The following is a 25,568-nucleotide window of genomic DNA, read 5'->3' as shown; positions in this document are numbered from 1 at the left end:
CGTTAGAGTGCCTAAGATCTGCAGAGGTACCTAACGTAATTAGAATTCGTTAGAGTGCCTAAGATCTGCAGAGGTACCTAACGTAATTAGAATTCACCAATCTTTACATAATTCCTCGCAGTCCTGAGATTTCCAATCCTATAAACGGAAGCCTCAATACGTGGCCAAATCCACTCTTCGTCATATCCCCAAACATTCGTCACGGACTGAAACATTAAGTGCGGACACGCTGCTGAGAAAAGAAACCGAGAATCAAGCCCTGTATCGGAATCTAAATTACTCGGGTTTGGCTTGAGGGACTGCGCACGAACCGTCGAAGCATCCGTCGGCATCCCCCGACGTCAAATCTTCGCCCAGCACGGTCAGCGGCGAGCGTTCGCTCCAAGCGCGTTCCAATGCCTGATCGAAGACCGAATCCGGCTGTGCGCCGGAAATGGCAAACTTCTCGTCCAGCACGAAGAATGGCACGCCGCGTACGCCGAGCTGCATGGCTTCATTTTCGTCGGCTCGTACATTCTCGCTGTAGACATCCGACTGCAGTACATTCAGCGCTTCATTTTTGTCCAATCCGGCTTCTTCGGCAAGTTTCGCTACCGCTTCATGGTCGTTAAGGAAAGCACCCTCCGTGAAGTAAGCTTTCAACAGCCGTTCAGTCAGAGCGTGCGACAAGCCTTTTTCTGCTGCAAAATGAGCGAGACGGTGTGCGTCGAACGTGTTGGTGTAACGCATCCGGTCGAAATCGAAATTCAAACCGACACTATTGGCTGCTTCGCCGACGCTGCGGTTCGAAGCAATGGCCTGCTCGCGGCTCATACCGTACTTGCCAGCGAGCAGATCATGGATATCGTTGTCGTTCGCTTCGCGGGAAAAGTTTGGATCGAGTTCGAAGCTCTTGTAGACGACTTCCACCTGGGCTTTGTGCGGGAAACGTTCCAAAGCTTGTTCAAGGCGGCGCTTACCGATATAACAAAACGGGCAGACAAAGTCCGACCATACTTCAATTTTCATGAAAAAGGCTCCTTTTGCCGGGTCCGTCATTCGGGAATCTCCATGATAAGCGAAGAAGAATAAACGAAACGGCTTTAAATTACTTACTTAAAATTATTATAGTTACATTTAGTAAGTAAATCAAGTGTTTTCGATAAGCTTATTAAGTGTTGTCTTCCAAAATGCACCCACAACAAAAATCCCGCCTCGCGGACCGGCGCGGGCGGGATTGCGAAGCGGATAACGTGCAGACGCTTCAGATGAATATTTTGACTGCAGGGTGTGCCTTCTCCGTGTACTTTCTTCACGTGGAGGCGAGGCTGCGCCCCGTCTTCTATGAACGAGCCAACGGCAAGGCTGAACTCCATCTTCTATAGATGAGCCAGCGGTACCGCTGTGATCCGTCTTACGGACGTGCTTTGAAAATACCGAATGGTCTGCCGATCGGCAGGAACTCGCGGCCAAAGTGAACGTTCAGTACGTTGGCACCGCAGCCGTACAGCGAAAGCAGGCCGATTCCCAGTTCCGCGTAAGCAGCCAGATCGTGGAAGAATCCTGGAGCGCCGAAGGCGTCCAGCGCAAGACCGAGGAACAGAATATCGATCAGACAGAAAATAAAGAACAGTACTTTATTCGTCTCCATGGCTCCAATCGTCATAAACAGAGTGAATATTAAATATCCGGCAAAAGCGAAACCGAGCTGCTTCCCGTCAACGGCGGAGGCAAGTTCGGGACCGAAGGTGCCCATTTTCATCAGCCAGTTGGTCGCCATCGCAAACCAGAAAAACGCATAGGCAGCGAAAGCGGTCATGCCGAATGTGTTGTTGTGCTTCGCATCCTGAATAGCGGCGAAGAGCTGGGCGAGTGCGCCCAGGAAAACTGCCCAAGAAGCGGCGTAGCTGAGGCCTTCAGTCAGACCGAGCTTCTGTGACGAAGCAACAAGTGTGACGATGGCCAGGCCGAACAGGCCGATTGCGCCGGGATCGGCGGTAATGACTTTGACGGCGGAAGGGGATTGCTGATTCATGATTCTTTTGATTCCTCCAACTATGATTGTGATCGGTATGGCAGACATCCGCCGGCCGGATACTCCGTTATGGTTCCGGTTGCCCGGAACGTGTACGTCGACTATAGAACCGCGCAACGTACTTGCCTGCCACATTGTACCTGAAAAAGGAAACGAAATGAATATAAAATGCTGTTTTTGACGAAAATTTTCCGAAAAAATTTCATAATAAGAAAAGCCCCGACGCGCGTTTGCCGCGATTTGGGGCTTTTCGTTCATCGGTATAAAGGAAGATGTCTATTTCCAGACTTCTTGAGCGATTTCCACAACATGGCGCAGTTTATCCCACTGTTGTCCTTCAGTCAGCAGATTGCCTTCCTCTGTGGAAGCAAAACCGCACTGCGGACTCAGGCACAATTGATCCAACGAGACGTAGCGCGCGGCTTCGTCGATGCGGCGCTTAATGACTTCCTTGTCTTCAAGATCGCCAAATTTTGAAGTCACAAGACCAAGTACGACTTGAAGGTCCGGTCGATTCACGTATCGCAGTGGCTCGAACGAGCCGGAACGCTCGTCATCGAATTCCAGGAACAGGCCATCCAGCTTAAGTCCTTGGAAGATCGCTTCCGAAGCGGCATCGTAACCGCCGGAAGCGGTCCAAGTGGATTGGAAGTTGCCGCGGCAGATATGCATGGTGATGATCATATCCGCCGGCTTGTCTTTGATCGCTTCATTGATGCAGCGAACGGAATACTCCTGCAGCTGTTCCATAGTGAAGCCTTTAGCACGGAACACTTCTGGCATATTGCCAGTGAAGAAGATCGCCCACGACGTATCGTCGAGCTGGAGATAACGGCAGCCCGCATCATAGAAAGCTTGGATCGCTTTGCGGTAAGCTACGCTCAAGTCGTGCAGCAGTGCCTCGTGATCTTCATATAGAGGATACTCGTTTTTGCCCCGAAACTGCAGCATATTGGGACTCGGAATAGTCATTTTCGCCGTAGCTCCGTCTGCGACAGAATGAAGGAAACGGTAATGATCGAGCATCGGGTGATCGGTGAAGTCGATTTTGCCCGTTATTTTGATTGCATGGGCTTTAGTTGTAACGCCGTGAAACTGGATACCGGACTCAGGAGAGAAGCCTTCTACGCCGTCCAGATTCTCCAGGAAGTCGAAATGCCACCAAGCGCGGCGGAATTCGCCATCCGTGACAACCTGCATGCCGGTGTCTTTTTGCAGCTGAACGGTGCGTTTGATCTCCTCATCCTCGACTGCTTTTAGCCGCGCTGCGTCGATCTCTCCGGCCGCAAGCTGCAGCCGTGCCTGTTTGATCGATTCCGGTCTCAGCAGGCTGCCGACCTGATCGGCGCGGAAAGGAGCCGTCGTGCGCCAGATTCCCGTATTCGAAGCTTGTGTCATGTTCCATTCTCCTATCTTTTAGATGAATTTCGGCGTATGTATGTTCTTGGCCGATTCTCCGCAGACCTTGGTGCTGTCGTGCGTTGTACCGATAAAGCTGACTTTATATGGAATCCTAACAGAGCTTGTCGGGATTGTAAATCTGGTCGGGACAATTGATCGGGTACATTTATTTGCTTGTAAAGGAAGTGCCCAGCTTGGCAGCAGCGTGATCGATAAAAACACTAGACAAATCCATATAAAAAACGCGACCTTTTCAGGTCGCGTTCAACATGTCGAGAAAGTCTAACATAGCTAGAAGCGAGAAAGCGGAGAGATAAATTCAGTGAAGGAACGATAGTGTTCGCCTTTGAAATCGGGAAAATTCCATTGAAATTTGATCGCTTTTCCCGATTTCAACACGCGACCGGAACGAATTTCTCTTGAAGTCTTCTCGCTTTTTGCGCCTATGTAACTTTCTCGACAACCTGAAGCGACCTTTACAGGCCGCGTTTTTTTAATCCCGGAACAAGAAATCAATCTGTTCGATCTGCTCCGGCGTCAGCTTGACGTCGAGCGTCTTCAGATTGGCAGCAACCTGATCGTCGTTCTTCGCACCCGGAATGACAGCGTCGATCGCGTCTTGGGTCAAGTACCAAGCGAGAACGATGTTGGCGATGCTCGCACCTTGTACACCGGCGATCTCGCGCAGGCGGTTAACTTTTTCCACATTGCGCTTGAAGGTTTCACCTTGGAACATCGGGTCCTTGAGCTTGCTTTCATCCAATTTGTCGCCTGCACTGTATTTGCCGGTCAGCAGGCCGGAAGCCAGCGGGAAGTAAGGGACGAACGAGATGCCGTTCTCTTTTGCATACGGCAGCAGCTCCGCTTCCGCGCCGCGTTTGAACAGGTTGTATTCGCCCTGGAACACATCGACGTGCCCGTCTCTATTCGCTTCGCGCAGCTGGTCCATGGAGAAGTTGGAAACGCCGATCGAACGGATTTTGCCTTCCTGCTTCAGCTTGGCCAGTTCGCCTACGGCTTCGTCCTTCGGCGTACTTTCGTCAGGGAAGTGAATGTAGTACAAGTCGATATAGTCGGTGCCCAGGCGCTTGAGGCTGGCTTCTACCGATTCTCGTAGGAAGGCAGGGGAATTGTCGAGCACTACGTCTTCACCGACGAATTTGTGCCCGCCTTTGGTTGCGATGACGATCTCGTCGCGGCGCCCATACTCTTTCAGCACCTCGCCGATCAGCTCTTCGGAACGACCTGGTCCGTAGATAAACGCCGTATCCAGAAAGTTGATGCCGCTGTTCAGCGCTGTACGTACCGACGCTTTACCAGCTTCTTCGTCTAAGTTAGGAAAGAGGTTGTGGCCGCCGACGGCATTGGTGCCCAGGCCGACAGGGGTAACCTTAAGACCGCTTTTACCCAATGTAACTTTTTCGCTTGCTGCGTTCGTCATTGCAAAAACCTCGCTTTCCGAAAATAGAAGTAGATAAGAAATAGACAAATAAAGCAGACGGAATGCCTGTGCCGAAGAGGCGCAGCCCGCCGTATATCCCGTTTACTTACCCAAAAAGAAATTTCGATTAACGAAAAATTCCGACAAACCCATTCGGGAGAAGGGAGATGATGCCGATACAGAAAAGGAGAACTTCCTCAAGGGAGTCCTCCTTTTCGCTTCAATCTACCTTTTCAAGCTATCTTTTCAATCCATCTTTTCAATCGACTTTGGCTCCATACGAGCGCATGAACAGCACAGCCTGCTCCCGGTCCATCCGTACATTTTTTACATCCAGCGCTTTGAAATCGACGCCGTCCAGCACCGCATCCCGCAGGTCTGCGCCTTGAAGCTTTGCTTTGCCAAGCTGACAGCGGGTCAGGTCTGCACCGCGCAGATCGGCTTTTTGCAGACTCGTCTCAGATAGGTCCGCTTCGAAAAAGCGTGCACCACGCAAGTCCTGACGGTCCAGACGGGCGTGGCGGAGATTGGTGTACGACCAGTCGCCGCGTACAACGGTAAACCCGTCCAGCTTGGCGCCGGAAAAGTCGGAACCGGTCATTTTACAGCTGTCGAACTTGGCTGCAAACAGATTGGCTTCAATGAAGCTGCAGTTCTCAAATGCCGTTTCGATATGGATCGACCCGTTCAATGAAGCGCCGCGGAAGTCACATTCCGTAAACCGGCAGTTTCGCGTCAAGATCTCTTCAAGCGATCCATAGACGAATCGGCAGCGTACGAATGTGCAATTTGTCAGCTCGCCGTCTCTCAGCTGCTGCGCGCCGAAGTCGACGTCTTCGTAGTTTTGATTTTCGTATTCGAACATGAGCAGCCGTCCTTTCTCTTAAGCTTGCCGCTCGAACGACTGAATCACTTCAAGCAGGACTTCGGCTGCCTTAACCATGTTGTCAGCGGAAATATATTCATAACGACCATGGTAGTTTTCGCCGCCGGTGAAGATATTCGGTGTCGGCAGGCCCATGTAAGACAGCTGGGAGCCGTCGGTGCCGCCGCGAATCGGACGAATATCTGGCTTGATATCGAGCTTCTCCATCGCTTCGCGCACAATATGAACAATCTCGATGACCGGTTCGATCTTCTCGCGCATATTGTAGTACTGATCCCGCAGCTCTAGGATGACATTCTCTTCGCCGTACGTTTGACGGAACTCGTCGGCGATAAGCTGCATCGTTTTTTTGCGGTTCTCGAAGCTTTCGCGGTCAAAGTCACGAATAATGTAGGAAAGGGTCGTCTGATCGGTTCCTCCATTAATATCGAGCAGATGGTAGAAGCCTTCGTATCCTTCCGTAAACTCCGGCGACTCCTGCTCCGGCAGACGACGGTGGAACTCCATCGCAATCTTCGCTGCGTTGATCATTTTGCCTTTAGCCGTACCCGGGTGAACGCTGACGCCTTTAATGATTACTTTTGCCGCTGCGGCATTGAAACTTTCGTATTCCAGCTCGCCAATCGGGCCTCCGTCCATCGTATAGGCATACTTCGCGCCGAATGCTTCGACATCGAAACGCTGCGGACCGCGGCCAATTTCCTCGTCGGGAGTAAAGGCGACGCGAATCTTACCGTGCTTAATCTCGGGATGCGCGATCAGATGGTTCATGGCGGTCATAATCTCGGCCATGCCGGCTTTGTCGTCGGCACCGAGAAGCGTTGTACCGTCAGTCGTCATGAGGGTGTGACCTACATAATGTTTCAATTCAGGGAACTCACGCGGCGACAGCACGATACCGAGCTCTTTGTTGAGAATGATATCGCCGCCGTCGTAGCTTTCTACGATTTGAGGATTCACATTGGCTCCGGTCAGTTCGGTCGCCGTGTCGAGATGCGCAAGGAATCCAATAACCGGAACATTCTCCTTGTCCGTATTGGCCGGAAGAGTTGCCATCACATAGCCGTTGTCATCAAGGGTAATTTCCTCCATGCCCATTTCCGTCAGCTCGCGCACGAGCTGCTCGGCCAGCTTCATCTGTCCCGGAGTCGACGGGCAGGTTTCGCTTTCTTCATTGGATTGGGTATCAAAACGGGCGTATCGGTCGAGACGTTCGATCAGCTCTTTTTTCATGGGTAAATCCCTTCTTTCCGTTAAGTCGCGCCGATGCGCGCATACCGTCAGTTTAGCACGAAAAAGGATTTCGGAAAAAGCGAAAGCACCAAGAGGGTCTATACGGATCAACCAGGCGAAGTCGTCTCAGCAGGGGATAGAAATGTCCTCTGGCACGGGGGCGGCAAACATGCGACAATACTTTTTGCCGAAAAAGTCGGAACGCCTAAGGCCGCAGCATGTAAGATAAGAATAGAAGAAACACTGTTGGAGTTTGGCCAATTCAATAAACAAATAAGCAAATGAAAAAATGAACGGAGGTTTGGGCATGAATATATCATTGGTTGTTTTTCAAGGTCCGAGCGCTTCGGGCAAAACGACGCTTCAGGCAGTGTTGGGGCTGCCGCGCATCGTAACCTGGACCTCGAGAGCGCCGCGAGAAGGTGAAGTTAACGGTGTCGACTATCATTTTACGGATCGCAAAGTGTTGGAGCGTATGATGCTTGAAGGCCAGATGCTTGAGACAAGCGAATACCGCGGTCACCTGTACGGTACGTCGCTGGCTTCAATCGAGGAAACGGCGAGTGGAGGGCTTCATTCGATCGTCCTTGATGCAAGCGGAGCTCGGATTGCACGCGAACGGCTCGGCGACCGCGTGCTGTTGATTGGGGTATCGGCTTCGCGTGCGGAATGCGAAGCACGTCTGATCGCACGCGGATCAGATATCGAACAAATCAAGACGCGGCTTGCCGGTTATGAGGAAGAGATCGATGCATTGGAGAACTGTGATTTGATCGTACGCAGCGGAGAAGGCGCTCTGGAGCGAGCAGGCCAAATCATTCGCGCACTGCGTCCGCTTCTCGGAGCAGCGGCTGCAGAGTAATTCTTTTGAAAAAAGTTAAAGGGGTTTTTCCCGCGCCCAGCATGACTTAAAGCGAGCGTACAAGCTCTTGAATGCCTCCCAAATGCCGAAATGAATAGCGGAAACGTTTGCTTTTAAGAGTATGCTGTGGTAATATCTTAGTAACAGCGAACGAACATCCTGATCTCGCATATTGGAAAGGGTTGTCATGTATGGGTTCATCAATCGTTTATGGAACCTTTTCCAATGTGTGATTTTTTTAGATCCCCACGGAGCAAAAAAATGCATGTTGCCGGAACTTGGAATATCTCCAAAGCTCCGGAATAAAATTTTTGGAGGTTTTCTCTCATGGAAACAGGAACAGTAAAATGGTTTAACGCAGAAAAAGGTTACGGCTTCATCGAAGTTGAAGGCGGAAGCGACGTATTCGTACACTTCTCCGCAATCCAAGGCGACGGTTTCAAAACCCTCGACGAAGGACAGCGCGTTGAGTTCAACATCGTTGAAGGCAACCGTGGACCACAAGCTGAGAACGTTACAAAGCTGTAAGCAACTAAAAGAACGGACTGCTCTTAACCATGCGTTGAGAGCGGTCCTTTTTTCAATTCGGCGCGTCCGAATATCAATAATCCGACATAAACGGGACCGGTCGCGGCCCTATCCAAGACGGGGAGGCATCGTGCATGTATTTTCGTAAAAAGCAGGACGAAGAACTGGTAAAAGAAAGTATCGCAGTATGGACTTGCGAGCAGGAAGAATGCAAGGGATGGATGAGAGATAACTTTTCGTTCGAGGACGTACCTACGTGTCCAATCTGTTCGTCTCCGATGAAGCGTGATACGAAGCTTCTTCCGGTACTGGCCAATCCGACCGGCGAACCTAAGCCGGAGACTCCATAATATCGGCACCCGGAATGAAAAGAGTCGCATGACTCAGGCATGGAAGCAGATTAAAAATCGTCTTCGGTATGGATCGCTCGCAGTGAGCGGCGGACCGAAGGTGATTTTTTGCGTTTTAAGGGGATTTTGATTAAATCATTATACATAATAGCTGCTCGTATCATTGGGAAAGACAGAAAAATGAAGGTAAAGTTAAAGTTGTGCCGAAAGGCAATGTGTGGATAAGAATACAAACCAAAAAACGTTATCCACATGTGGAAAAGTCGTGAAAACGAAAGACTTGGGTCATTTATACACCGAAATCTGGGATAACTACAGGATAACGGGGATAAGCTTGCTTGGTTTGACCAAGAAAGCGATCTGCGTATACACAGAAATGTAGCATATAGGCATTTTTTTCTATAGAATAGCGGATAGAGCGTTTAAGCATAAAGGTAATAGAAGAAACGTACCGGAGCCGATCAGGGTCCGGGTATCTTGATGCCAGAGGAGGGGTTTCGCCATCGCAGAGCCAAATATTATTCGTTTCGAATCCGTGACGAAGACCTATGAAGACGGACTGACAGTCCTGAAAAATATCGACTTTGAAATCGAGCGAGGCAAGTTCTATACGCTGCTGGGCCCTTCGGGCTGCGGCAAAACAACAATCCTGCGCATGATCGCCGGATTTATGGAACCGACGGGAGGATCGATTTATCTGGGCGGACGGGTCATCAATAAGGTACCGCCGGAGAAGAGGCAGGTCAATACAGTCTTTCAAGACTATGCATTGTTCCCTCATCTGAATGTGTTTGAAAATGTGGCTTTTGGGCTGCGAATCAAAAAGATGAAAAAAGACGTAATCGCGGCCAAAGTTACCGAAGCGCTGAATATGGTCAATCTGGACGGTTATGAAAATCGTGCGATCACCGAGATGTCGGGCGGCCAGCGGCAGCGCGTCGCAATCGCCCGGGCGATTATCAACGAACCGGAAGTGCTGCTGCTCGATGAGCCGCTGTCCGCGCTGGATCTTAAGCTGCGCACCGAGATGCAGTATGTCTTGCGTGAGCTGCAGCAGCGGCTGGGCATTACATTCATCTTCGTCACGCATGATCAGGAGGAAGCGCTGGCCATGTCGGACTATATTTTCGTTATGAATGAAGGCCGAATCGAGCAGAGCGGAACGCCGAATGATATTTATGACGAGCCGATCAATCGTTTTGTAGCGGATTTTATCGGAGAATCGAATATCGTACCGGGCGTGATGATCGAAGATTATCTGGTCGAATTCAATGGCAAACGGTTCGAGTGCGTGGATGCCGGTCTTCGTCCGAACGAACCGATCGAAATTGTGGTGCGCCCGGAGGATCTGGAGATCACTACACACGAAGCCGGGAAGCTTAAAGTGCGCGTCGATTCACAGTTGTTCCGCGGCGTACATTATGAGATCAGCTGCTATGACGAATCCGGTCAGGAATGGCTCGTCCATTCGACCAAGCGGGCTGAGGTCGGCGCGCAGATCGGACTGACTTTCGATCCGGAAGCTATCCACGTCATGCGCTTCGGAGAAACGGAAGAAGAGTACGACCGACGTCTCGAAGCATATGAAGAGGACGAGGAAGAAGCGGGAGTCGTGTCTCATGAACGGTAAGGGCAGCGGAAACGCGCGATCGCTCGCCTACATTCCTTATTATCTGTGGGTCGTGCTGTTTGTTATCGCGCCTGTCGTGCTGGTCGTCTATTATTCGCTGCTCGATGTGGAAGGCCATTTTACATTATCCAACTACGTCGATTTCTTCACTCCCGTGTACCTGAAAATGACGATCAGTTCTTTCTGGTACGCGTTCCTGATTACGCTGTTTTCACTGCTGATTGCGTATCCGGCAGCTTACCTGCTGACGCGGACCAAGCATAAGCAGCTCTGGCTGCTGTTGATTATCCTGCCAACATGGATTAATCTGCTGCTGAAAACGTATGCGTTTATCGGCATCTTCGGCACGTACGGCCCGATCAATGCGCTGTTTGGCGCAATCGGGATCGGGGAACAGCAGCTGCTGTTCACGAGCGGAAGCTTCGTATTCGTATCGATCTATATCTTCGTACCGTTTATGATCATGCCGATTTATAACGCGCTTGAAGAGCTGAACGTGTCGCTTACCGATGCTGCCCGCGATTTAGGGGCATCGAGCTGGATCACGTTCCGTCGGGTTATTTTTCCGCTGACGCTTTCCGGAGTAAAGGCGGGCTGCATCTCGGTGTTTATTCCGGCGCTGTCGCTGTTCATGATTACGCGGCTGATCGCGGGCAATAAAGTAATCACGCTCGGTACGGCGATCGAGCAGCACTTCCTCGTCACACAGGACTGGGGAATGGGCTCGACTGTCGCCGTATTCTTGATCTTCGCCATGGCCGTCATCATGTTCCTGACCGGCGGCAATCGGAAAGGGGTGCGAAGATGAGGAAAAAGAACGGAATCTCCAATCTGTATCTGGTGCTTGTATTCGCTGTGCTGTACGCGCCGATTCTCTACTTAATGTACTATTCGTTCAACAGCGGCGGAACGATGCACGATTTTGAGAGCTTTACACTGGATCACTACAAAGAAGTGTTCGCCGACACGCGCTTGATTATCATCGTGATCAACACGCTGGTCATTGCGCTGCTCTCGTCGACAATTGCGACCGTGATCGCAGTGTTCGGCTCTCTTGCAATCCAGAACATGCGGCGTGCACGCTTCAAAAACACGCTTTTGTCACTTAACAACGTCTTGATTGTTAGTCCGGACGTGATTATCGGGGCATCGTTCTTGATCCTATTTACGCTTGTAGGCATTAAACTGGGCTTTGCTTCGGTCTTGATCTCGCACGTCGCATTCAGTATCCCGATCGCGGTGCTGATGATCCTGCCGAGGCTGCAGGAGATGAGTCCGACGCTGATCGATGCCGCGCGCGATCTCGGAGCCAGCCGGCGCGACGTCCTGACCAAAGTCATCCTGCCGTTTATCCGGCCGGGTATTTTCAGCGGCTTCTTTATGGCGCTGACCTACTCGTTGGACGACTTTGCCGTTACCTTTTTCGTAACGGGAAGCGGCTATTCGACGCTTGCCGTCGAAATCTATTCGCGGGCGCGTCAGGGCGTATCGCTGTCGATCAATGCGCTGTCTACGCTGATCTTCCTGTTCACGATCTTCCTGGTTGTCGCTTATTATATTTCGACGCGGCGCAGTGAGAAGCGCAGAAGCGGCGAACCGGCCGCCCGAATGGGGGTGCCGAGATGAAGTCGATGACACGCACCTTGATCCTAATTCTGGTCGCCGCATTGGCGCTGATTCTCTTGGCCAATCGGTTGAATTCCAGCCAGGGATACAGCAGCGGCAACACGCTGACCATCTATAACTGGGGCGATTATATCGATCCCGAACTGCTGGACCGTTTTCAAGAAGAAACGGGTATTACGGTCATCTATCAGACCTTCGATTCGAACGAAGCGATGCTGACCAAGATCGAGCAGGGCGGTACGACGTTCGACGTAGCCGTACCGTCCGATTATGCGATCGAGAAGATGCGGGCTGACAACCTGCTGATTCCACTCGATCACGACAAGATTCCCAATATGCAGTACATTGACTCCAAATTTATGAACTTATCATTCGATCCGGACAACAAATACTCCATGCCGTATTTCTGGGGGACGCTCGGCGTTGTCTATAATCCGAACCTGACGGATCTCACATTTGAGAGCTGGGAAGACCTATGGGACCCTTCGCTGCGCAACGATCTGCTGCTGACGGACGGGGCTCGCGAAGTGATCGGTACCGGATTGGCCAGCCTGGGCTACTCGCTCAATGATACGAACGAGGAACATCTGCAGGAGGCGCTGGATAAGCTCATGGGGATGTCCCCGAACGTCAAAGCGATTGTGGGCGACGAAATCAAGCTGCTGCTGGCCAACGACGAAGCGGCGGCGGGACTTGTCTTCTCGGGCGACGCTTCGGAGATCATGAGCGAGAACGAAGAACTGGATTATGTCGTGCCTGAGGAGGGCTCGAACCTTTACTTCGACAACATGGTCATTCCGAAAACAGCGCAGAACGTTGACGGAGCGATGCAGTTCATCAACTTCATGCTCGATCCGGAAGTAAATGCGCAAAATACGGAATACGTCGGATATTCGACGCCGAACGATGCTGCGCTCGCTCTGCTGCCGGAGGATGTCTCAAGCGACGAGCGTTTCTATCCGCCAGACGAGCTGACTGCGCATCTCGAAGTGTATGAGAATCTGGGGAAAAAGATGCTGGTGCATTACAATGAACTGTTCCTGCGATTCAAAATGAACGGTTCCTAAGTAGGCGGTTCCTGAATAATCCGACTATTGTTTTTCTACAGCTATGCCGTCTTCATGCGTAATTGCGCATGAAGGCGGCTTTTTTTGCGAATTAAGCAGTCTCTACTGGAAAAAAACGGTCTTGTTCTGGATATCGCCGCGCGACCTGCTTATAATAGGGTTTAGTATATTCGGGGCTCGATAAAGATCGGGCTGCCGGTTCAAAATTCGAAGAAGCCTTACAGAATCCGAATTATCGAAAGGGCAGTGGCCATGATCAACGGACAATATGCAGAAAATGAGGCGAAAAGCGAAAATCGCCGCTATGGGAGGGAAGAATCCCGTCCGGTAGGCCGGCAAAGTCAGGCGTCCGGTCAACCCAAGCCGGGGGCAGGTCGTTATATGCCGGGGCTAGACGGACTGCGCGCACTGGCTGTCTTGGCAGTTATCGCCTATCATCTTCATACGCAATGGGCGCCCGGCGGGCTGCTTGGCGTCACCATGTTTTTTGTGCTGTCAGGTTATCTGATCACGGATATCCTGCTGGCACAGTGGGATCGCACAGGCAAATTCGACATGAAAGACTTCTGGATTCGCCGCGCCAAAAGGCTGCTGCCTGCTATGCTGGTCGTCGTGCTGGTAACGGTACTATGGTCAATTCTGGTCGATCGTTCCCGACTGCCGGCTATGCTGGGGGACGTGCCGGCGGCGCTTCTGTATTACAGCAACTGGTGGTCGATCTTCCATGAAGTTTCTTACTTCCAGAGCTTCGGTCCTTTGTCGCCGCTCGGTCATCTGTGGTCGCTGGCCGTTGAAGAGCAGTTCTATATCTTCTGGCCCGTACTGCTGGGCATCGGTCTGATCTTGGCGCAGAAAAATCGAGGCAAACTGGCTATCGTATTAGCCGGTCTGGCTCTGGCATCTGCCTTGGCGATGGCGATTATGTACCGGCCGGGCGAGGACCCAAGCCGAGTCTATTACGGTACCGATACGCGGCTGTTTTCGCTGCTGATCGGTGCGGCACTGGCCGTTGTCTGGCCGAGCCGCAAGCTTAAGACCAATATTTCGAAGTCGGCGACCAAAACGCTCGATATTACGGCTACGATCTGTCTGATCGTCATTGCCATACTGATCTTCAAGTCCAACGACTACGGAACGTTTCTGTATCGCGGCGGCATGGTCCTGCTGTCGCTGGCCACGACTATTCTTGTCGCGGCTTTGGCGCACCCAGCCTGCCGGTTGGGACGGGTATTGGGTGCGAAGCCGCTGCGCTGGATCGGTTCTCGTTCCTACGGATTGTACCTATGGCATTATCCCGTCATTGTATTGACGACACCTCTCGTTAATACGGGCGGACCCAATATGGTTCGCATTTTGCTGCAGCTGTTTGCTACTTTTTTGTTCGCGGAGCTGTCGTACCGGTATATCGAACAGCCAGTTCGAACAGGTGAGTTCGGCAAATGGTGGCGCCGCGTTATGCGAGAACCCGGTGTCGGACGCAAGCGTATCGCCAGTACGCTGGGTTCTGCAGCAGGATTGATCCTGGTGCTCGGCGTTCTGATGAATGTACTGGCACCACCGGCTGAAGCGCAGACGCCATACGCGGGCACGGATGCTCCGGCGGCGAATGTGCAGGTCTCGGATGTTGTACAAGCTGCCGCTGGAACTGCGGCAGGTGGGCAGGCTGAGACTCCGCTGCCTGCAGGTGCAGGTATTGGGATGACTGCGATCGGAGACTCCGTTATGCTCGATATCGAGCCATATCTGACAGCGGAGCTGCCGGGCATCAAGATCGACGGGCTGGTCGGTCGTCAGATGTCGCAGGCACCCGCGCTGATGGATCAGTTGAATGCTGCAGGACAGGTCGGATCGACCGTCATCATTCAGCTTGGAACGAACGGATCGTTTACGGATGAACAGTTGAACAAACTGCTGGCGAAACTGCCGAATGCCCGGCAAATTGTGCTGGTCAATACGCGAGTTCCGCGTCCATGGGAAGGTGTCGTGAACAGCGCACTGGAACGGGCTGCGCAGCGCGATGATCGTGTGCTGCTGGTCGATTGGTATTCGGCCAGCGCCGGCCGCGACGATTACTTCGCCAAAGACGGTGTACACTTGATGCCTGCTGGTGCACGTGCGTATACGCAGCTGCTGGTCAGCGCGCTTAAAGGCAGCTGATTGGCACCTTGGGTATGTCGGATGCTTTTGGAGATACAATAACGAAAGCCCCTTGTTCCGCTCAATACGGAACAAGGGGCTTTCGTATGACCAGACAGGCTTCAGATTTCAACTTTGCGTTTTCTGCTGAACGGTACCAGCAGCAGTGCGCCCAGTCCGATCAGCAGGAAGACCAACAGCGGCTGATCCATAAACGTTCGGGTTGTCAGCGCTTCGATGGAGAAGACCGCGAAGAACAGCAGAGACAGAACGGTCAGGATGCTGATCGGAATAAGCAGCCAGCGGTTGCGGCCTCCAAAGCAGTAGAACTCGAATAGTCCGACAGCTGGAGCCAAAATGAAGCCCGGCCACATGATATCCCAAACGTCGAACAGCATGGAGATTTGACAAACGATAGCGACGGCAATGAGGACACCACCGGGAATCAGCAGTCCGGGAGCGCGGCCTCGGGTCATTGAGAAATACATCCAGTGGAAGAACAGGCCGAGCGGCAGGATGAACAGCGTCGCCCAGAAATAAGCGAAGATTGTACCTGAACTCATACCGGTTCCCTGTCCCAGCAGCAGAAATGCGCCGAGCAGAATCAGCAGCGGCCCCAGAATCGCTTTTTTTGACATAACAACCTCTCCTCTTTTTGATGAGATATGTTGATGCAGTGCAGCTTGGAACGGCAGACGCCTAATACTCTATATCTACTATACGACTGGACGGGCACGTCCGCCTCCTGCAGAGGGTTGAGAAGTGCTCGGTCCCGAGACCGATTTGTCGGAAAGCTGTCGTTTTCGATTAAAATTTTGCAATCGCTTACTTCTTTTCGTACATTATAAGAGTAAAGTAAATCGCTAAAGGAGGCGGAATCATGAATTACAGACAGCTGGGCAAAACGGATCTGAACATCAGCGAGGTAAGCTTTGGGACATGGGCAATCGGCGGGGACTGGGGCAATTCCAACGACGAAGAAGCAATCAAAGGACTGCAGCGTGCAATGGAGGAAGGTGTCAACTTCTTCGATACGGCAGACGTATACGGCGGAGGTCATGCGGAAAAACTGCTGGCACAGGCTACAAAAGGGCGCGAGGACGAGATTCATATCGCGACCAAGTTCTGCCGGGCGGGAGATATTCATGATCCGGCCACGTACTCGGAAGAAGCGGTACGGCGTTACTGCGAGGACAGTCTGAAGCGCCTGGAACGCGAGCAAATCGATCTGTACCAGATTCACTGTCCGCCGACGGAGATTCTGAAAGACGGTTCCGTATTCGGTGTGCTGGACAAGCTGAAGCAGGAAGGAAAGATCCGGCATTATGGAGTCAGTGTAGAAACGGTGGAACAGGGCTTGCTCTGTCTGGATGTGCCCGGTGTAAGTGCGCTTCAAGTCATTTTCAATCTGCTGCGCCAGACGCCGGCAGAGGAACTTTTCCCAAAAGCGGCAGAGAAGGGCGTGGGCATTCTCGTTCGGCTTCCGCTGGCAAGCGGGCTGCTGACGGGCAAGTTTACTCAAGCCAGTACCTTCGCGGAAAATGACCACCGGAATTTCAATGCCAACGGCGAGCAGTTTAACGTCGGTGAGACATTTGCGGGACTGCCGTTCAATAAAGGCGTAGAGCTGGCGGAGAAATTGAAATGGATTGCGGAAGGCCGCGGCGATATGGCTCGTGCATCGATGCGCTGGATTCTCGATCAGCCGGGCGTCACTACTATTATTCCGGGGTTCAAGAGCGTGCGCCAGGTCGAAGATAATCTGGGCTCGGCCCAGGTGCCGGGATACGATGCGGAAGAGAGCCGGAAGCTGGCTGAATTTTATCAGAACGAGGTCAAGCCGCATATTCGGGGCGAGATCTGATTGACAGGCTCTGATTAAGCGGGAGGGTGAAGCGCCTTGTTGGTATTCCTCTGCTGTTCCGAAAGAAGAGGAAGATGGTAAGATAAGCTAAAACCGACGGAGGAATCTATTTATGAAAATTCTCATTTCGGGCTTCGAACCGTTCGGCGATTCGCCGATTAATCCGACGCAGGAGCTGATGGAGCAGATTGCGGCCGAAAATTTTGGAGATGCGGAGATTCATACGCTGCTGCTTCCGGTTCATTACGACGATTGTGCCGAAAAGCTGCTTGCGGAAACGGAACGGCTGCGCCCGGACGCGGTTATCGCCTGTGGTCTGGCAGCAGGACGTACAGCTATCACGCCCGAGCGGATCGCGATTAATATCAAGGATACGGAATCTTACGCCGACAATACCGGTCGTAGTCCGAAAGATGAGCCGATTCGTGCAGACGGACCGGACGGTCTGTTCGCTACGCTTCCGATTCGGCGAATCACGGAAGAACTGCGATCAGCCGGTATTCCGTCCTCCATATCCAATACGGCAGGAACTTATATCTGCAACAATACAATGTACGCGCTGCTGGATACTTTGCGGGAGCAGAGATCGGATACGCTTGCGGGCTTCGTGCATTTTCCGGCTTCGACCAAGCTTGCAGCGCTTAAGCCTTCCCTGCCCTCGCTGCCGCAGGAGACCCTGCTTGATGCGCTGCGCCTTATCGTCAAGACGACGATCGAAGCCGTTGAGTCCGTTAAGACCTCTGCAAAATTGGGATAATGCTTGAAGAAGCTCATTCTCCGATTTTGTGGAAAACTGACTTGCTGGAACCGGATTTTCCGGATTCGGCAAGTTTTTTTGCGTTAAGCTGTTACATCTGATAAAAACGGGGTAAGTTATACGGAATAAGTAATCTCTGTGTGTGTTAAGCACATTCACAGTGATGGACCGTGCAGGTATCTTGGGCATTCGACTATATTTGTATTCTTAACCGGGAAAGGCGGATGGCGTCAATGAGCAGTATACAAGGCAGAACAAGTCCTATATCTTCCATCAACGGCCTGCCGGCTTTGAATTCTTCCTATACACCGAGCCGTCATGGCAAAGCGCCGTTGGAAAATCGCAAAGTCAGTCTGGAAGCGGAACTTTCGCGTGTACTTCAGCTGCCGGCTTCGGTGCCGGACCGTGAACAGCGGGCGATACGCCTTCGTCGTCATATCGCGCTGCTTGAACGCCACATTGCCCTGTTGGATGCGGCCAATGGAGAGCGCCCGGAATTTACAGTTCAGGGACGTCCGGACCGGGATGTTTTCGAATCGGAGCAGGAAGAGCAGCCGACCTTCTCTTTGCCTGAAGAGACTGAGGAAGAATCGGCACCAGAGCCGACTCCAGCCCGTCAAGCTTCGCCGCGGGGCGGAGACGATTATGCCCGTGCTATGCTGGGGGCGCTTGAGTCGCCGGGATCGCTTTATGCTGCACCGGTCGCTCCGGGAACGATTCAACCTTGGGAGAATCGCTCCGAGCCGGCAAAGTCGGTAAAAGTCGGTCGCAATTTCGATGTTAGCGTATGAGTAAATAAGCTGCGACAGCAGGACGATCTTGATGATCGTCCTGCTGTCGTGTTTAAAAGCCTCTTTCGGCCTTGGCCGAAAGAGGCTTTTTCTGTGCGGATTTCTTTTTTTAATAGAAGCAGCACTTTCGATTTCATAAGGGAGATGTACGATCGGAAAGAAGAATCTTTCGTCGTATTCCGCTTACTGAAGCATCGCGTACATCTACCGATTGACCGACATGCGAAAAAGCTGTAGAATGAATCGGTAATTAAAAGTAAGTTATTATCGATTTACGCATATACCAGAAGGGTGGCCCGTTTGATGAGCAGCGAAGCAAAACGTAATGAAATTCTGGATGCCTACCGATTCAGACACGCAACCAAGAGTTTTGATCCCGACCGGAAAATTCCGGCTGAAGAATTTGAATTCATTCTGGAAACCGCACGACTGTCGCCGAGCTCCATCGGTCTGGAACCATGGAAATTCGTCGTTGTGCAGAACCCGGAACTGCGCGAGAAGATTCGCGCCGTATCATGGGGCGCTCAGGGACAGCTGCCAACAGCAAGTCATTTTGTTGTCATCCTGACCCGCAGCAACGTGCGCTATGACTCGCCTTACCTGGTAGAGCAAATGCTGAACGTCAAAGGCTATCCTCAGGATTTGGTCGACCGCATGACGGGTGAGATCTACAAAACGTTCCAGGTAGAGGACTTCGACCTGCGCGACGAGCGCAGTCTGTTCGACTGGGCGTCGAAGCAGACGTATATTGCGCTAGGCAATATGATGACGGCTGCCGCACAGATTGGGATCGATTCCTGCCCGATCGAAGGCTTCAACCGCGTTAAGCTGGACAAAGTATTGGAAGAAGAGGGTCTGCTGGAGGATGGAGCTTACAGAGTCAGTGTAATGGCAGCCTTCGGTTACCGGACCAAGGACCCTCGCCCACAGACGCGTCGGGCACCGGAAGACGTTATTCGTTGGGTGTAAGAAGCAGCTCGATTTGAACAAAGACAAGGCCCGCCCCTCAAGGGATGGGCCTTTTTTCGGTTGATCCGGCATGCCGGCATAAAATCAGCAGTTTCCGGCGCGTTCCGCTTCTTGACGCAGCGCTTCGAGTCCCGTACGCATTTCCTCGTACGATGCATATGCGTAAGAGAGTCGAATGTGGTGTTGATCATCCGGGTCGTAAAGATAGCCCGGATTGATCAAGATTTTACGATTGAGCAGGAGGCGGAAAAAGCTTTTGTCTACGATCGGGCGAAGGAAACGCAGCCAGATGTAGAAGCCGCCTTCCGGTGAATTCCATTCGGCCAGACCACGAAACGAGGCGTGCAGTGTTTCTTGGACGAAAGCCGCTCGCAGCCCAAGCTCGCCGCGCAGCCGTTCGGTATTGCGCTGATGCAGACCGGATTCGAGCCAGTGTGCGGCGATCTCCTGTGAGAATGCGCTGGAACCGTAGTCGGTCTGCATCTTCACATCCGCCAACCGTGCTGCGACGGGCGATGGAGCGACGACCCAACCAATTCGAAGTCCTGGGCTGAGTGACTTCGATAGGCTGCCGAGATAGAGCACCTGGCCTGAGGAATCTGCCGCTTTGATAGGGGGAAGTCCCGGAGCGAACAGCAGATCGCGGTAGACGTCGTCTTCAACGATCGGAATGCGCAGTTCCGAGCAGACATTGTATACGTGAGAACGTTCCAAGGCACTCCAACTGTGGCCAGTCGGATTATTTAGCGTAGGCACAGCATACAGCAGCGATTGGCGCCCTCTGGTGGCCCGTACTAGCTTCTCCTTCAACTGAGGCTCCTGGCGAAAGCTCAGCATACGCATTCCAGCCGACTGAAACGGATGCACAGAGTTCAAGTAAGAGAGCGATTCATGGAATACAGTAGATCCTTCCTCAAGCAGACCGACGGCAATTAGCTGCAGCGCCTGCAGCGCGCCGGAGACGATGCAGATGTTTTCCGGCTTCGCGAAGATACCCAGGCTTTCCAGATGACGGCATAGCGCCAGCCGAAGACGAAGACTACCGAGCGGTTCGGAATAACCGAGTGCCCGGGAGTCGAGCCTTAGGTCGCGCAGTGAGTCTTCAAATTCCTTGGCGGGCAGCAAGTCCGGTGAAAGTTCGCCGGTTCCGAGCCGAATGAATGAAGGATCCGGTTCACTGCCATTAATCAGCCGAATTGTATGCCGGTTCGGCTTATGCACGCTGGCACGAATATGCCGCTGCCAGTTTGGCTGGGAACGGGTCAGCAGTGCATTCCAAGCGCTGCCTGAAACGAAGACACCGGAGCCTTGACGGGATTCCAGCAAGCCGTCGGCCTTAAGTTCGTCGAGCGCAGCCTGAACTGTACTGCGGTTTACACCGAAGCGGGAGGCAAGTTCCCTCTGTGGAGGCAGGCGTGTACCGGATGTCCAATCCCCGTGCTCGATACGTCCGGCAATCCAGGAGGAGATCTGTGCCTGCAGCGTATGATGAGGATGGGCAGAGGGTTTCCAGTTCATAGCGGTTCTCCTTTCGACGTTGGCGGCTGCGTGCTCTTCGGAGAAGTAAAAGTACCGCAGCCAAATTGGATGGTTCGAAAACCGTCCAATTGGCGGTTTTCTTTTTCTCCCCGCATCGTATCATAGAAGAGGAAAAGGAGTCGATGTTCAATTGGAAGCTATCCTGCATGGATTTATTTTGGCCTTCGGGCTGATTCTGCCGCTCGGCGTACAGAATGTCTTTGTCTTTACGCAGGGGGCGACTCAACCGCGTGTGTCCCGCGCACTTCCAGCCGTTCTTGCGGCTTCGCTGTGCGACACGCTGTTGATTCTGCTGGCCGTGTACGGTGTCTCGGCCGTCGTACTCCAGTTCGAGGCGCTGAGAATCGTACTGATGCTGGCTGGGGGCGTCTTTCTGCTGTATATGGGCGTAACGCTGTGGCGTTCGCGCCCATCTGCGACAAGCGGCGGCATATCGGCACGAGCGCTGCCGGCTTCAAAGCAGATGCTGTTTGCGGCATCCGTCTCGCTGCTGAATCCGCATGCCCTGCTTGATACAATTGGGGTAATTGGAACCAGCGCACTCGTCTATGAGAGTGCGGATCGGCTGTGCTTCGCCGCAGCCTGCATCGTCGTTTCCTGGCTCTGGTTTGTCGGGTTAGCGGGAGCGGGTTCCGCGCTGCGCCGCTTCGACGGCAGCGGCCGGCTGATGATCTTGTTCAACAAAGGCTCGGCATTGTTTATTTGGGTGACCGCGCTGTATCTGCTGTGGAATTTGGCGCAGGATACGCTGTTCTGATTATGGAATAACCGAACGACAAAAAAACCGTCTTTGCGGCACTTTCGCCGCAGAGACGGTTTTTTAATGCCTAGCTGTCCAGCTGCAGATCATCAACCGGTAAGGCAGTTTTGTCGTTCGACTTCCTTATTCGCCCTGTGCGTCCATCGAGCAGTCCATGCTGCGGTCTTCTTCCGGAAGAGCCCACACAGAGACGCTGCCGCCGTTTACGGTGAAGGTGGCAAAGCCGTCTTCTTCGATCACAATTTTCTCTTCACGATTGCCCGTCAGGTCGATCCATTCTTCGCCGGTGCGTTCGGTTCCAACGAACATTCGTTTCTCGCCCGGATCCCCGTTTGTGACAACGACCGCACAGCCGGAGCCGGGAATTTCTTCGACGCCGCGGCGCACCCAGCCAATCGTGTTCGGGAAATCGAAGTAATCATCCTGATCGCCGTAAGCTTTTTGGCATCGGGCGTAGAGCAGTGGATCGATCACTTCTTTTTTGCCTTCGATTGGATTCTCTCCGCCAATTCCGAAGTAATCGCCGTAGAAGACGCAAGGGTAGCCATCCTGGCGCAGCAGAATCAGCGCGTAAGCAATCGGCTTGAACCAGTCTTCAATCCATGATTCGAGCGATTCGCCCGGTTGAGAGTCGTGATTGTCTACAAAGGTGACCGCATGTGTCGGGTGAGTCTGTACAAGCGTATCATCAAAAATTGTCGTCAGGTCGAAGGCACTGCCGGACTGAGAGGCTGCATGCAGCTTATAATGCAGAGCAACGTCAAACAGATCGATCTGGTAATCAACCGTGTCGAGAAACTCTCGGCAGGTGTTCAGGTCGTTGTTCCAGAACTCGCCAACAATATAGAAGTCCTCGCCGCGTTTGCGGATCATTTCACTGGCAAATTCGCGGATAAAATCATGGTTGATATGCTTGATTGCGTCCAGGCGGTACCCGCTGCACTGAAGCGTATCGACGAGCCAACGGCCCCATGACATCATTTCTTCACGTACTTCGGGCAGCCGATAATCGATATTCGCGAACATGAGATAGTCATAATTGCCGAACTCGTTGTCTACCTTGTCATCCCAGCTGCGATGCTCGCCTTCGATCCGGTAAATCCCTGTACGACCGGTTGCTTGGTCGTAGTCTGTGCCGTTGAAGTGGCGGGCATCCCATTTGAAAGAGGAATATTGGTCGTTTCGGCCTGGGAATGTAAACTTGGTCCAGCCTTCGATCTCGAACGTTTCTTCGGAGATGACCTCATTGCGGTTGTTGGGATCGACCTCAACCACTTGAAAGCGTTCCGTCTCGTCAGCGCCAGCCTTGTGGTTCATGACAAGATCGACGTACACGGCGATGCCAAATTCGTGACAGGCTGCAATCGCGCTTTTTAATTCTTCTTTTGTTCCATATTTGGTGCGGACGGTTCCTTTCTGATCGAATTCACCAAGGTCATACAGATCGTAGACACCGTAACCGGTATCTTCTGCGGATTGGCCCTTTGTTACCGGTGGAATCCATACGGAATCGATTCCCGACCTTTTTAACTCGGGAGCCATTTCCTTCAACCGGTTCCAATGCTCTCCGTCCGCCGGTACATGCCATTCGAAAAATTGCATCATTGTGTGATTTGCGGTCATAAACAAAGAGCCTCCTTGTGATTCCATATTGGCGGGATATTTGGCTGACAACTATGCCGCACCAGAAATAGCCCATGAATCGGGTATAAAAAAGGACGCAGAAGCGTCCGGCTTAATCGGTTGAGTGGAAGACAAGAAATGATTCTATTGGAAAGCTTCATATTAAAAATGTTGCTAGCTAATAAGAATAATACAAGTTACCCGAAAGCAAGAGAGACTAAACGACGAGCATATTTTTTTACATAAATTAGGATTTCGAGACGTTTTTCTTTTTTGCAGTGTTAAAGTTTTAAGAATCTGCTTGGGGAACGTCAAAAACAGGTAATAATAAATTGGACTATTTATTAGAGGAGGCGTTTAACTTGACGACCGAAAGCATGCTTGAACTGATGAAAAACAGACGCAGCATTTACGGAATCAGCAAGGAACAAACCGCATCCGACGAACGAATTCGCGAATTGATCGAGCAGGCTTTACTGCACGTTCCATCCTCTTTCAACTCGCAAAGCGCGCGCATTGTTGTCCTCCTGGGCGAGCACCATGATAGACTGTGGGACTTCACGACCGCTATTTTGAAAGAGATTGTTCCGGCAGAAAACTTTGGACCGACGCAGGAAAAAATGGACAGCTTCAAAGCCGGATACGGTACGATTCTCTTTTTCGAAGACGAGTCGGTCATCCGCGGTATGCAGGAACAGTATCAGGCGTACCAGGACAACTTCCCGATCTGGTCGCAGCAATCTTCGGGCATGCACCAGTACGCGATCTGGACACTGCTGGAGGCGGAAGGTTTCGGCGCTTCGCTGCAGCATTACAATCCGCTGATTGATGAGAAAGTAAAGCCGGAATGGAACATTCCGGAGAGCTGGAAACTGATCGCGCAGATGCCGTTCGGCAAACCGACCGCTCCGGCTGGCGAAAAAGAGTTCAAACCGCTGGAAGAGCGTCTGAAGTGGTTTAAGTAAGCTTCAACGTTAGTCCGAGCGAAGTCATAGACATGAGAAAAAGACCGCTCTCCGATCGTCAACAAGACGTTGGGGCGGTCTTTTTGCGTTTTTATTTATTCATACTTATTTTATTCACATCTTTTTATTCAAAAAAGCTTTTCCTGCTTGGGCTCGTCTGCATGAGTCGCCTGCTTCGGTTCAGATGCTTCCTCCTGCGGCGGCCATGGTGCACCTTCCGGAATCGGCTGACCGAGGAGCTCCATCAATTCCAGAGCGTTTGGCGTAGCGTCTTTGGCCGAATTATTGTTAAACGCGACGTAGACGTGCTTGGACTGCTTATCCAGATCGAGCAGAATGTCGCGCCACTCCGTCAGTTCCTCTGTGCTGTAGCGGTACAAATAGCGCAGCTTGCGCCAGTTGGGATCGCTGCTCTTGTGCCAGCCGCCAACGTTGCGCCCGTGCATGCGGACGTACGTCGCTTCGTCGCTCGTGGCCTGCGCAATGATCGGAATGGAGCCGCTGCCGGCCTGAGGCTCGTCGACAACAGTCTGAATCCAGCCTTCCTTGCGCATGAAGTCGAGTGTCTTGTCTCGAAACTGCGGCGAATACCAAGATTGATGCCGGAACTCGAGCGCGCATGGCACGTCTTTCATAAATTCGCGTGTCACGCGCAGCTTCTCCACATTCTCACGGGTGCAGTCAAACCAGGGCGGGTATTGGAACAAGGTCATGGTCAGCTTGTTCGCTTCAATAACCGGTGCCAGGCTTTTATGGAAAGCGGCGAACATCTCCTCGGGTGTATCGAAGTAATTCTTTTTCTCGCGGAGATGCCCGGTCATACCTTGATACGCTTTGATGATAAACCCGAAATCGTCCGGGGTCTGAGAGACCCACTTTTCATAATTTTTCACAGGTTGGATGGCATAAAAAGAGCTGTCCAGCTCTACGAGCTTGAAGGTTTCGCTATAGGCGGCCAACCGCTCGTTGGGCTTCTTCTTGCCGTAGAGTTCGTCATGATCGCTGAAATTGGTCAGTCCGATCGTAATAATAGGAATCCCTCCTTTGCGGTGTTGTGCATGCAGGGAATCGGCGGTGCTTCCTTGCCCTGCTAGTTATTAAACGCAGTGCGGCGCGAACAATCGGA

The 25,568-nt window shown here is 52.2% G+C and carries 24 protein-coding genes; 14 read left to right on the top strand and 10 right to left on the bottom strand.

The features are described from left to right. Nucleotides 1-276 precede the first annotated feature (276 nt). From F456_RS0110200 to pepT, 6 genes are all read right to left on the bottom strand, one after another. The gene (locus F456_RS0110200) at nucleotides 277-1,008 is read right to left on the bottom strand and encodes a DsbA family oxidoreductase (protein WP_026293796.1); all 732 of its coding nucleotides are present in this window, start codon (nucleotides 1,006-1,008) and stop codon (nucleotides 277-279) included. 385 nt (nucleotides 1,009-1,393) lie between these two features. After that, nucleotides 1,394-2,014, bottom strand: a complete 621-nt coding sequence (locus tag F456_RS0110195) for an acetate uptake transporter (protein WP_026293795.1) — start codon at nucleotides 2,012-2,014, stop codon at nucleotides 1,394-1,396. A gap of 276 nt (nucleotides 2,015-2,290) precedes the next feature. Beyond that, nucleotides 2,291-3,412: a 5-methyltetrahydropteroyltriglutamate--homocysteine S-methyltransferase gene (locus tag F456_RS0110190; RefSeq protein WP_018976925.1), complete on the bottom strand. Its 1,122-nt coding sequence runs from the start codon at nucleotides 3,410-3,412 to the stop codon at nucleotides 2,291-2,293. Nucleotides 3,413-3,908: 496 nt separating this feature from the next. Further along, complete coding sequence (locus F456_RS0110185) at nucleotides 3,909-4,856, bottom strand: aldo/keto reductase (RefSeq protein WP_018976924.1); 948 nt, start codon at nucleotides 4,854-4,856, stop codon at nucleotides 3,909-3,911. Nucleotides 4,857-5,115: 259 nt separating this feature from the next. Next, nucleotides 5,116-5,721: a pentapeptide repeat-containing protein gene (locus F456_RS0110180; protein ID WP_018976923.1), complete on the bottom strand. Its 606-nt coding sequence runs from the start codon at nucleotides 5,719-5,721 to the stop codon at nucleotides 5,116-5,118. 18 nt (nucleotides 5,722-5,739) lie between these two features. Beyond that, nucleotides 5,740-6,975, bottom strand: coding sequence for a peptidase T (pepT, locus tag F456_RS0110175; RefSeq protein ID WP_018976922.1), 1,236 nt, complete (start codon nucleotides 6,973-6,975; stop codon nucleotides 5,740-5,742). Nucleotides 6,976-7,282: 307 nt separating this feature from the next. Here pepT and F456_RS0110165 point away from each other — a divergent pair, with 307 nt between their 5' ends. From F456_RS0110165 to F456_RS22295, 8 genes are all read left to right on the top strand, one after another. After that, entirely contained in the window at nucleotides 7,283-7,837 is a 555-nt protein-coding gene (locus F456_RS0110165) for a guanylate kinase (protein WP_018976920.1), read from the top strand. Between the two features lie 327 nt (nucleotides 7,838-8,164). After that, complete coding sequence (locus F456_RS0110160; RefSeq protein WP_018976919.1) at nucleotides 8,165-8,365, top strand: cold-shock protein; 201 nt, start codon at nucleotides 8,165-8,167, stop codon at nucleotides 8,363-8,365. A gap of 134 nt (nucleotides 8,366-8,499) precedes the next feature. Then, nucleotides 8,500-8,715: a cold-shock protein gene (locus tag F456_RS0110155; protein ID WP_018976918.1), complete on the top strand. Its 216-nt coding sequence runs from the start codon at nucleotides 8,500-8,502 to the stop codon at nucleotides 8,713-8,715. A gap of 502 nt (nucleotides 8,716-9,217) precedes the next feature. Next, nucleotides 9,218-10,345, top strand: coding sequence for an ABC transporter ATP-binding protein (locus F456_RS0110150; protein WP_026293793.1), 1,128 nt, complete (start codon nucleotides 9,218-9,220; stop codon nucleotides 10,343-10,345). Then, complete coding sequence (locus tag F456_RS0110145) at nucleotides 10,335-11,153, top strand: ABC transporter permease (protein WP_018976916.1); 819 nt, start codon at nucleotides 10,335-10,337, stop codon at nucleotides 11,151-11,153. Before F456_RS0110150 ends, F456_RS0110145 begins: the two co-directional genes overlap by 11 nt. Further along, on the top strand, nucleotides 11,150-11,971 hold the full coding sequence (locus F456_RS0110140) for an ABC transporter permease (protein WP_018976915.1): 822 nt from the start codon (nucleotides 11,150-11,152) through the stop codon (nucleotides 11,969-11,971). The genes F456_RS0110145 and F456_RS0110140 overlap by 4 nt, the downstream gene beginning before the upstream one ends. Continuing rightward, nucleotides 11,968-13,038, top strand: coding sequence for an ABC transporter substrate-binding protein (locus F456_RS0110135; RefSeq protein WP_018976914.1), 1,071 nt, complete (start codon nucleotides 11,968-11,970; stop codon nucleotides 13,036-13,038). Before F456_RS0110140 ends, F456_RS0110135 begins: the two co-directional genes overlap by 4 nt. Nucleotides 13,039-13,290: 252 nt before the next feature. Then, nucleotides 13,291-15,195 (top strand): acyltransferase family protein, encoded by a 1,905-nt coding sequence (locus F456_RS22295; RefSeq protein WP_018976913.1) that lies wholly within the window; start codon nucleotides 13,291-13,293, stop codon nucleotides 15,193-15,195. Between the two features lie 101 nt (nucleotides 15,196-15,296). On the opposite strand, the gene F456_RS0110125 is transcribed toward F456_RS22295, so the two are convergent. Continuing rightward, nucleotides 15,297-15,812: a hypothetical protein gene (locus tag F456_RS0110125; RefSeq protein ID WP_018976912.1), complete on the bottom strand. Its 516-nt coding sequence runs from the start codon at nucleotides 15,810-15,812 to the stop codon at nucleotides 15,297-15,299. 242 nt (nucleotides 15,813-16,054) lie between these two features. Between F456_RS0110125 and F456_RS0110120 the strand changes: the two genes are divergently transcribed. The 4 genes from F456_RS0110120 to F456_RS0110100 all read left to right on the top strand — a co-directional run bounded on the left by F456_RS0110120 (nucleotide 16,055) and on the right by F456_RS0110100 (nucleotide 19,555). After that, entirely contained in the window at nucleotides 16,055-17,038 is a 984-nt protein-coding gene (locus F456_RS0110120) for an aldo/keto reductase (protein WP_018976911.1), read from the top strand. 112 nt (nucleotides 17,039-17,150) lie between these two features. Continuing rightward, entirely contained in the window at nucleotides 17,151-17,795 is a 645-nt protein-coding gene (locus F456_RS0110115; RefSeq protein ID WP_018976910.1) for a pyroglutamyl-peptidase I, read from the top strand. A gap of 233 nt (nucleotides 17,796-18,028) precedes the next feature. Further along, complete coding sequence (locus tag F456_RS0110110; protein WP_018976909.1) at nucleotides 18,029-18,586, top strand: hypothetical protein; 558 nt, start codon at nucleotides 18,029-18,031, stop codon at nucleotides 18,584-18,586. Nucleotides 18,587-18,889: 303 nt separating this feature from the next. Continuing rightward, nucleotides 18,890-19,555 carry an NAD(P)H-dependent oxidoreductase gene (locus F456_RS0110100; protein ID WP_018976907.1) on the top strand — a complete coding sequence of 222 codons (666 nt, stop codon included), beginning with the start codon at nucleotides 18,890-18,892 and terminating at the stop codon, nucleotides 19,553-19,555. 84 nt (nucleotides 19,556-19,639) lie between these two features. Here F456_RS0110100 and F456_RS0110095 read toward each other — a convergent pair whose 3' ends face one another. Then, on the bottom strand, nucleotides 19,640-21,073 hold the full coding sequence (locus F456_RS0110095; protein ID WP_018976906.1) for an aminotransferase-like domain-containing protein: 1,434 nt from the start codon (nucleotides 21,071-21,073) through the stop codon (nucleotides 19,640-19,642). A 151-nt stretch (nucleotides 21,074-21,224) separates the two neighbouring features. Between F456_RS0110095 and F456_RS0110090 the strand changes: the two genes are divergently transcribed. Then, nucleotides 21,225-21,851 (top strand): LysE/ArgO family amino acid transporter, encoded by a 627-nt coding sequence (locus tag F456_RS0110090; protein ID WP_018976905.1) that lies wholly within the window; start codon nucleotides 21,225-21,227, stop codon nucleotides 21,849-21,851. Nucleotides 21,852-21,977: 126 nt separating this feature from the next. Here F456_RS0110090 and F456_RS0110085 read toward each other — a convergent pair whose 3' ends face one another. Then, complete coding sequence (locus tag F456_RS0110085; protein ID WP_018976904.1) at nucleotides 21,978-23,477, bottom strand: alpha-amylase; 1,500 nt, start codon at nucleotides 23,475-23,477, stop codon at nucleotides 21,978-21,980. Nucleotides 23,478-23,854: 377 nt separating this feature from the next. Here F456_RS0110085 and F456_RS0110080 point away from each other — a divergent pair, with 377 nt between their 5' ends. After that, complete coding sequence (locus tag F456_RS0110080) at nucleotides 23,855-24,442, top strand: nitroreductase family protein (RefSeq protein ID WP_040925149.1); 588 nt, start codon at nucleotides 23,855-23,857, stop codon at nucleotides 24,440-24,442. A gap of 128 nt (nucleotides 24,443-24,570) precedes the next feature. Here F456_RS0110080 and F456_RS0110075 read toward each other — a convergent pair whose 3' ends face one another. Then, nucleotides 24,571-25,473, bottom strand: a complete 903-nt coding sequence (locus F456_RS0110075; RefSeq protein WP_026293792.1) for a DUF72 domain-containing protein — start codon at nucleotides 25,471-25,473, stop codon at nucleotides 24,571-24,573. Between the last annotated feature and the right edge of the window lie 95 nt (nucleotides 25,474-25,568).

Origin of the sequence: Saccharibacillus kuerlensis DSM 22868, assembly GCF_000378145.1 — a bacterium.
GTDB classification, from domain to species: domain Bacteria; phylum Bacillota; class Bacilli; order Paenibacillales; family Paenibacillaceae; genus Saccharibacillus; species Saccharibacillus kuerlensis.
The sequence above is the reverse complement of the archived record's forward strand: the minus strand, read 5'-3'. Positions and strand labels throughout refer to the sequence as shown.

Excerpts from the sequence above, each read along its gene's own strand:
- F456_RS0110200 (WP_026293796.1), bottom strand. The coding sequence starts at position 1,008 with ATGAAAATTGAAGTATGGTCGGACTTTGTCTGCCCGTTTTGTTATATC.
- F456_RS0110195 (WP_026293795.1), bottom strand. The coding sequence starts at position 2,014 with ATGAATCAGCAATCCCCTTCCGCCGTCAAAGTCATTACCGCCGATCCC.
- F456_RS0110190 (WP_018976925.1), bottom strand. The coding sequence starts at position 3,412 with ATGACACAAGCTTCGAATACGGGAATCTGGCGCACGACGGCTCCTTTC.
- F456_RS0110185 (WP_018976924.1), bottom strand. The coding sequence starts at position 4,856 with ATGACGAACGCAGCAAGCGAAAAAGTTACATTGGGTAAAAGCGGTCTT.
- F456_RS0110180 (WP_018976923.1), bottom strand. The coding sequence starts at position 5,721 with ATGTTCGAATACGAAAATCAAAACTACGAAGACGTCGACTTCGGCGCG.
- pepT (WP_018976922.1), bottom strand. The coding sequence starts at position 6,975 with ATGAAAAAAGAGCTGATCGAACGTCTCGACCGATACGCCCGTTTTGAT.
- F456_RS0110165 (WP_018976920.1), top strand. The coding sequence starts at position 7,283 with ATGAATATATCATTGGTTGTTTTTCAAGGTCCGAGCGCTTCGGGCAAA.
- F456_RS0110160 (WP_018976919.1), top strand. The coding sequence starts at position 8,165 with ATGGAAACAGGAACAGTAAAATGGTTTAACGCAGAAAAAGGTTACGGC.
- F456_RS0110155 (WP_018976918.1), top strand. The coding sequence starts at position 8,500 with ATGTATTTTCGTAAAAAGCAGGACGAAGAACTGGTAAAAGAAAGTATC.
- F456_RS0110145 (WP_018976916.1), top strand. The coding sequence starts at position 10,335 with ATGAACGGTAAGGGCAGCGGAAACGCGCGATCGCTCGCCTACATTCCT.
- F456_RS0110140 (WP_018976915.1), top strand. The coding sequence starts at position 11,150 with ATGAGGAAAAAGAACGGAATCTCCAATCTGTATCTGGTGCTTGTATTC.
- F456_RS0110135 (WP_018976914.1), top strand. The coding sequence starts at position 11,968 with ATGAAGTCGATGACACGCACCTTGATCCTAATTCTGGTCGCCGCATTG.
- F456_RS22295 (WP_018976913.1), top strand. The coding sequence starts at position 13,291 with ATGATCAACGGACAATATGCAGAAAATGAGGCGAAAAGCGAAAATCGC.
- F456_RS0110125 (WP_018976912.1), bottom strand. The coding sequence starts at position 15,812 with ATGTCAAAAAAAGCGATTCTGGGGCCGCTGCTGATTCTGCTCGGCGCA.
- F456_RS0110120 (WP_018976911.1), top strand. The coding sequence starts at position 16,055 with ATGAATTACAGACAGCTGGGCAAAACGGATCTGAACATCAGCGAGGTA.
- F456_RS0110115 (WP_018976910.1), top strand. The coding sequence starts at position 17,151 with ATGAAAATTCTCATTTCGGGCTTCGAACCGTTCGGCGATTCGCCGATT.
- F456_RS0110110 (WP_018976909.1), top strand. The coding sequence starts at position 18,029 with ATGAGCAGTATACAAGGCAGAACAAGTCCTATATCTTCCATCAACGGC.
- F456_RS0110100 (WP_018976907.1), top strand. The coding sequence starts at position 18,890 with ATGAGCAGCGAAGCAAAACGTAATGAAATTCTGGATGCCTACCGATTC.
- F456_RS0110095 (WP_018976906.1), bottom strand. The coding sequence starts at position 21,073 with ATGAACTGGAAACCCTCTGCCCATCCTCATCATACGCTGCAGGCACAG.
- F456_RS0110085 (WP_018976904.1), bottom strand. The coding sequence starts at position 23,477 with ATGACCGCAAATCACACAATGATGCAATTTTTCGAATGGCATGTACCG.
- F456_RS0110080 (WP_040925149.1), top strand. The coding sequence starts at position 23,855 with ATGCTTGAACTGATGAAAAACAGACGCAGCATTTACGGAATCAGCAAG.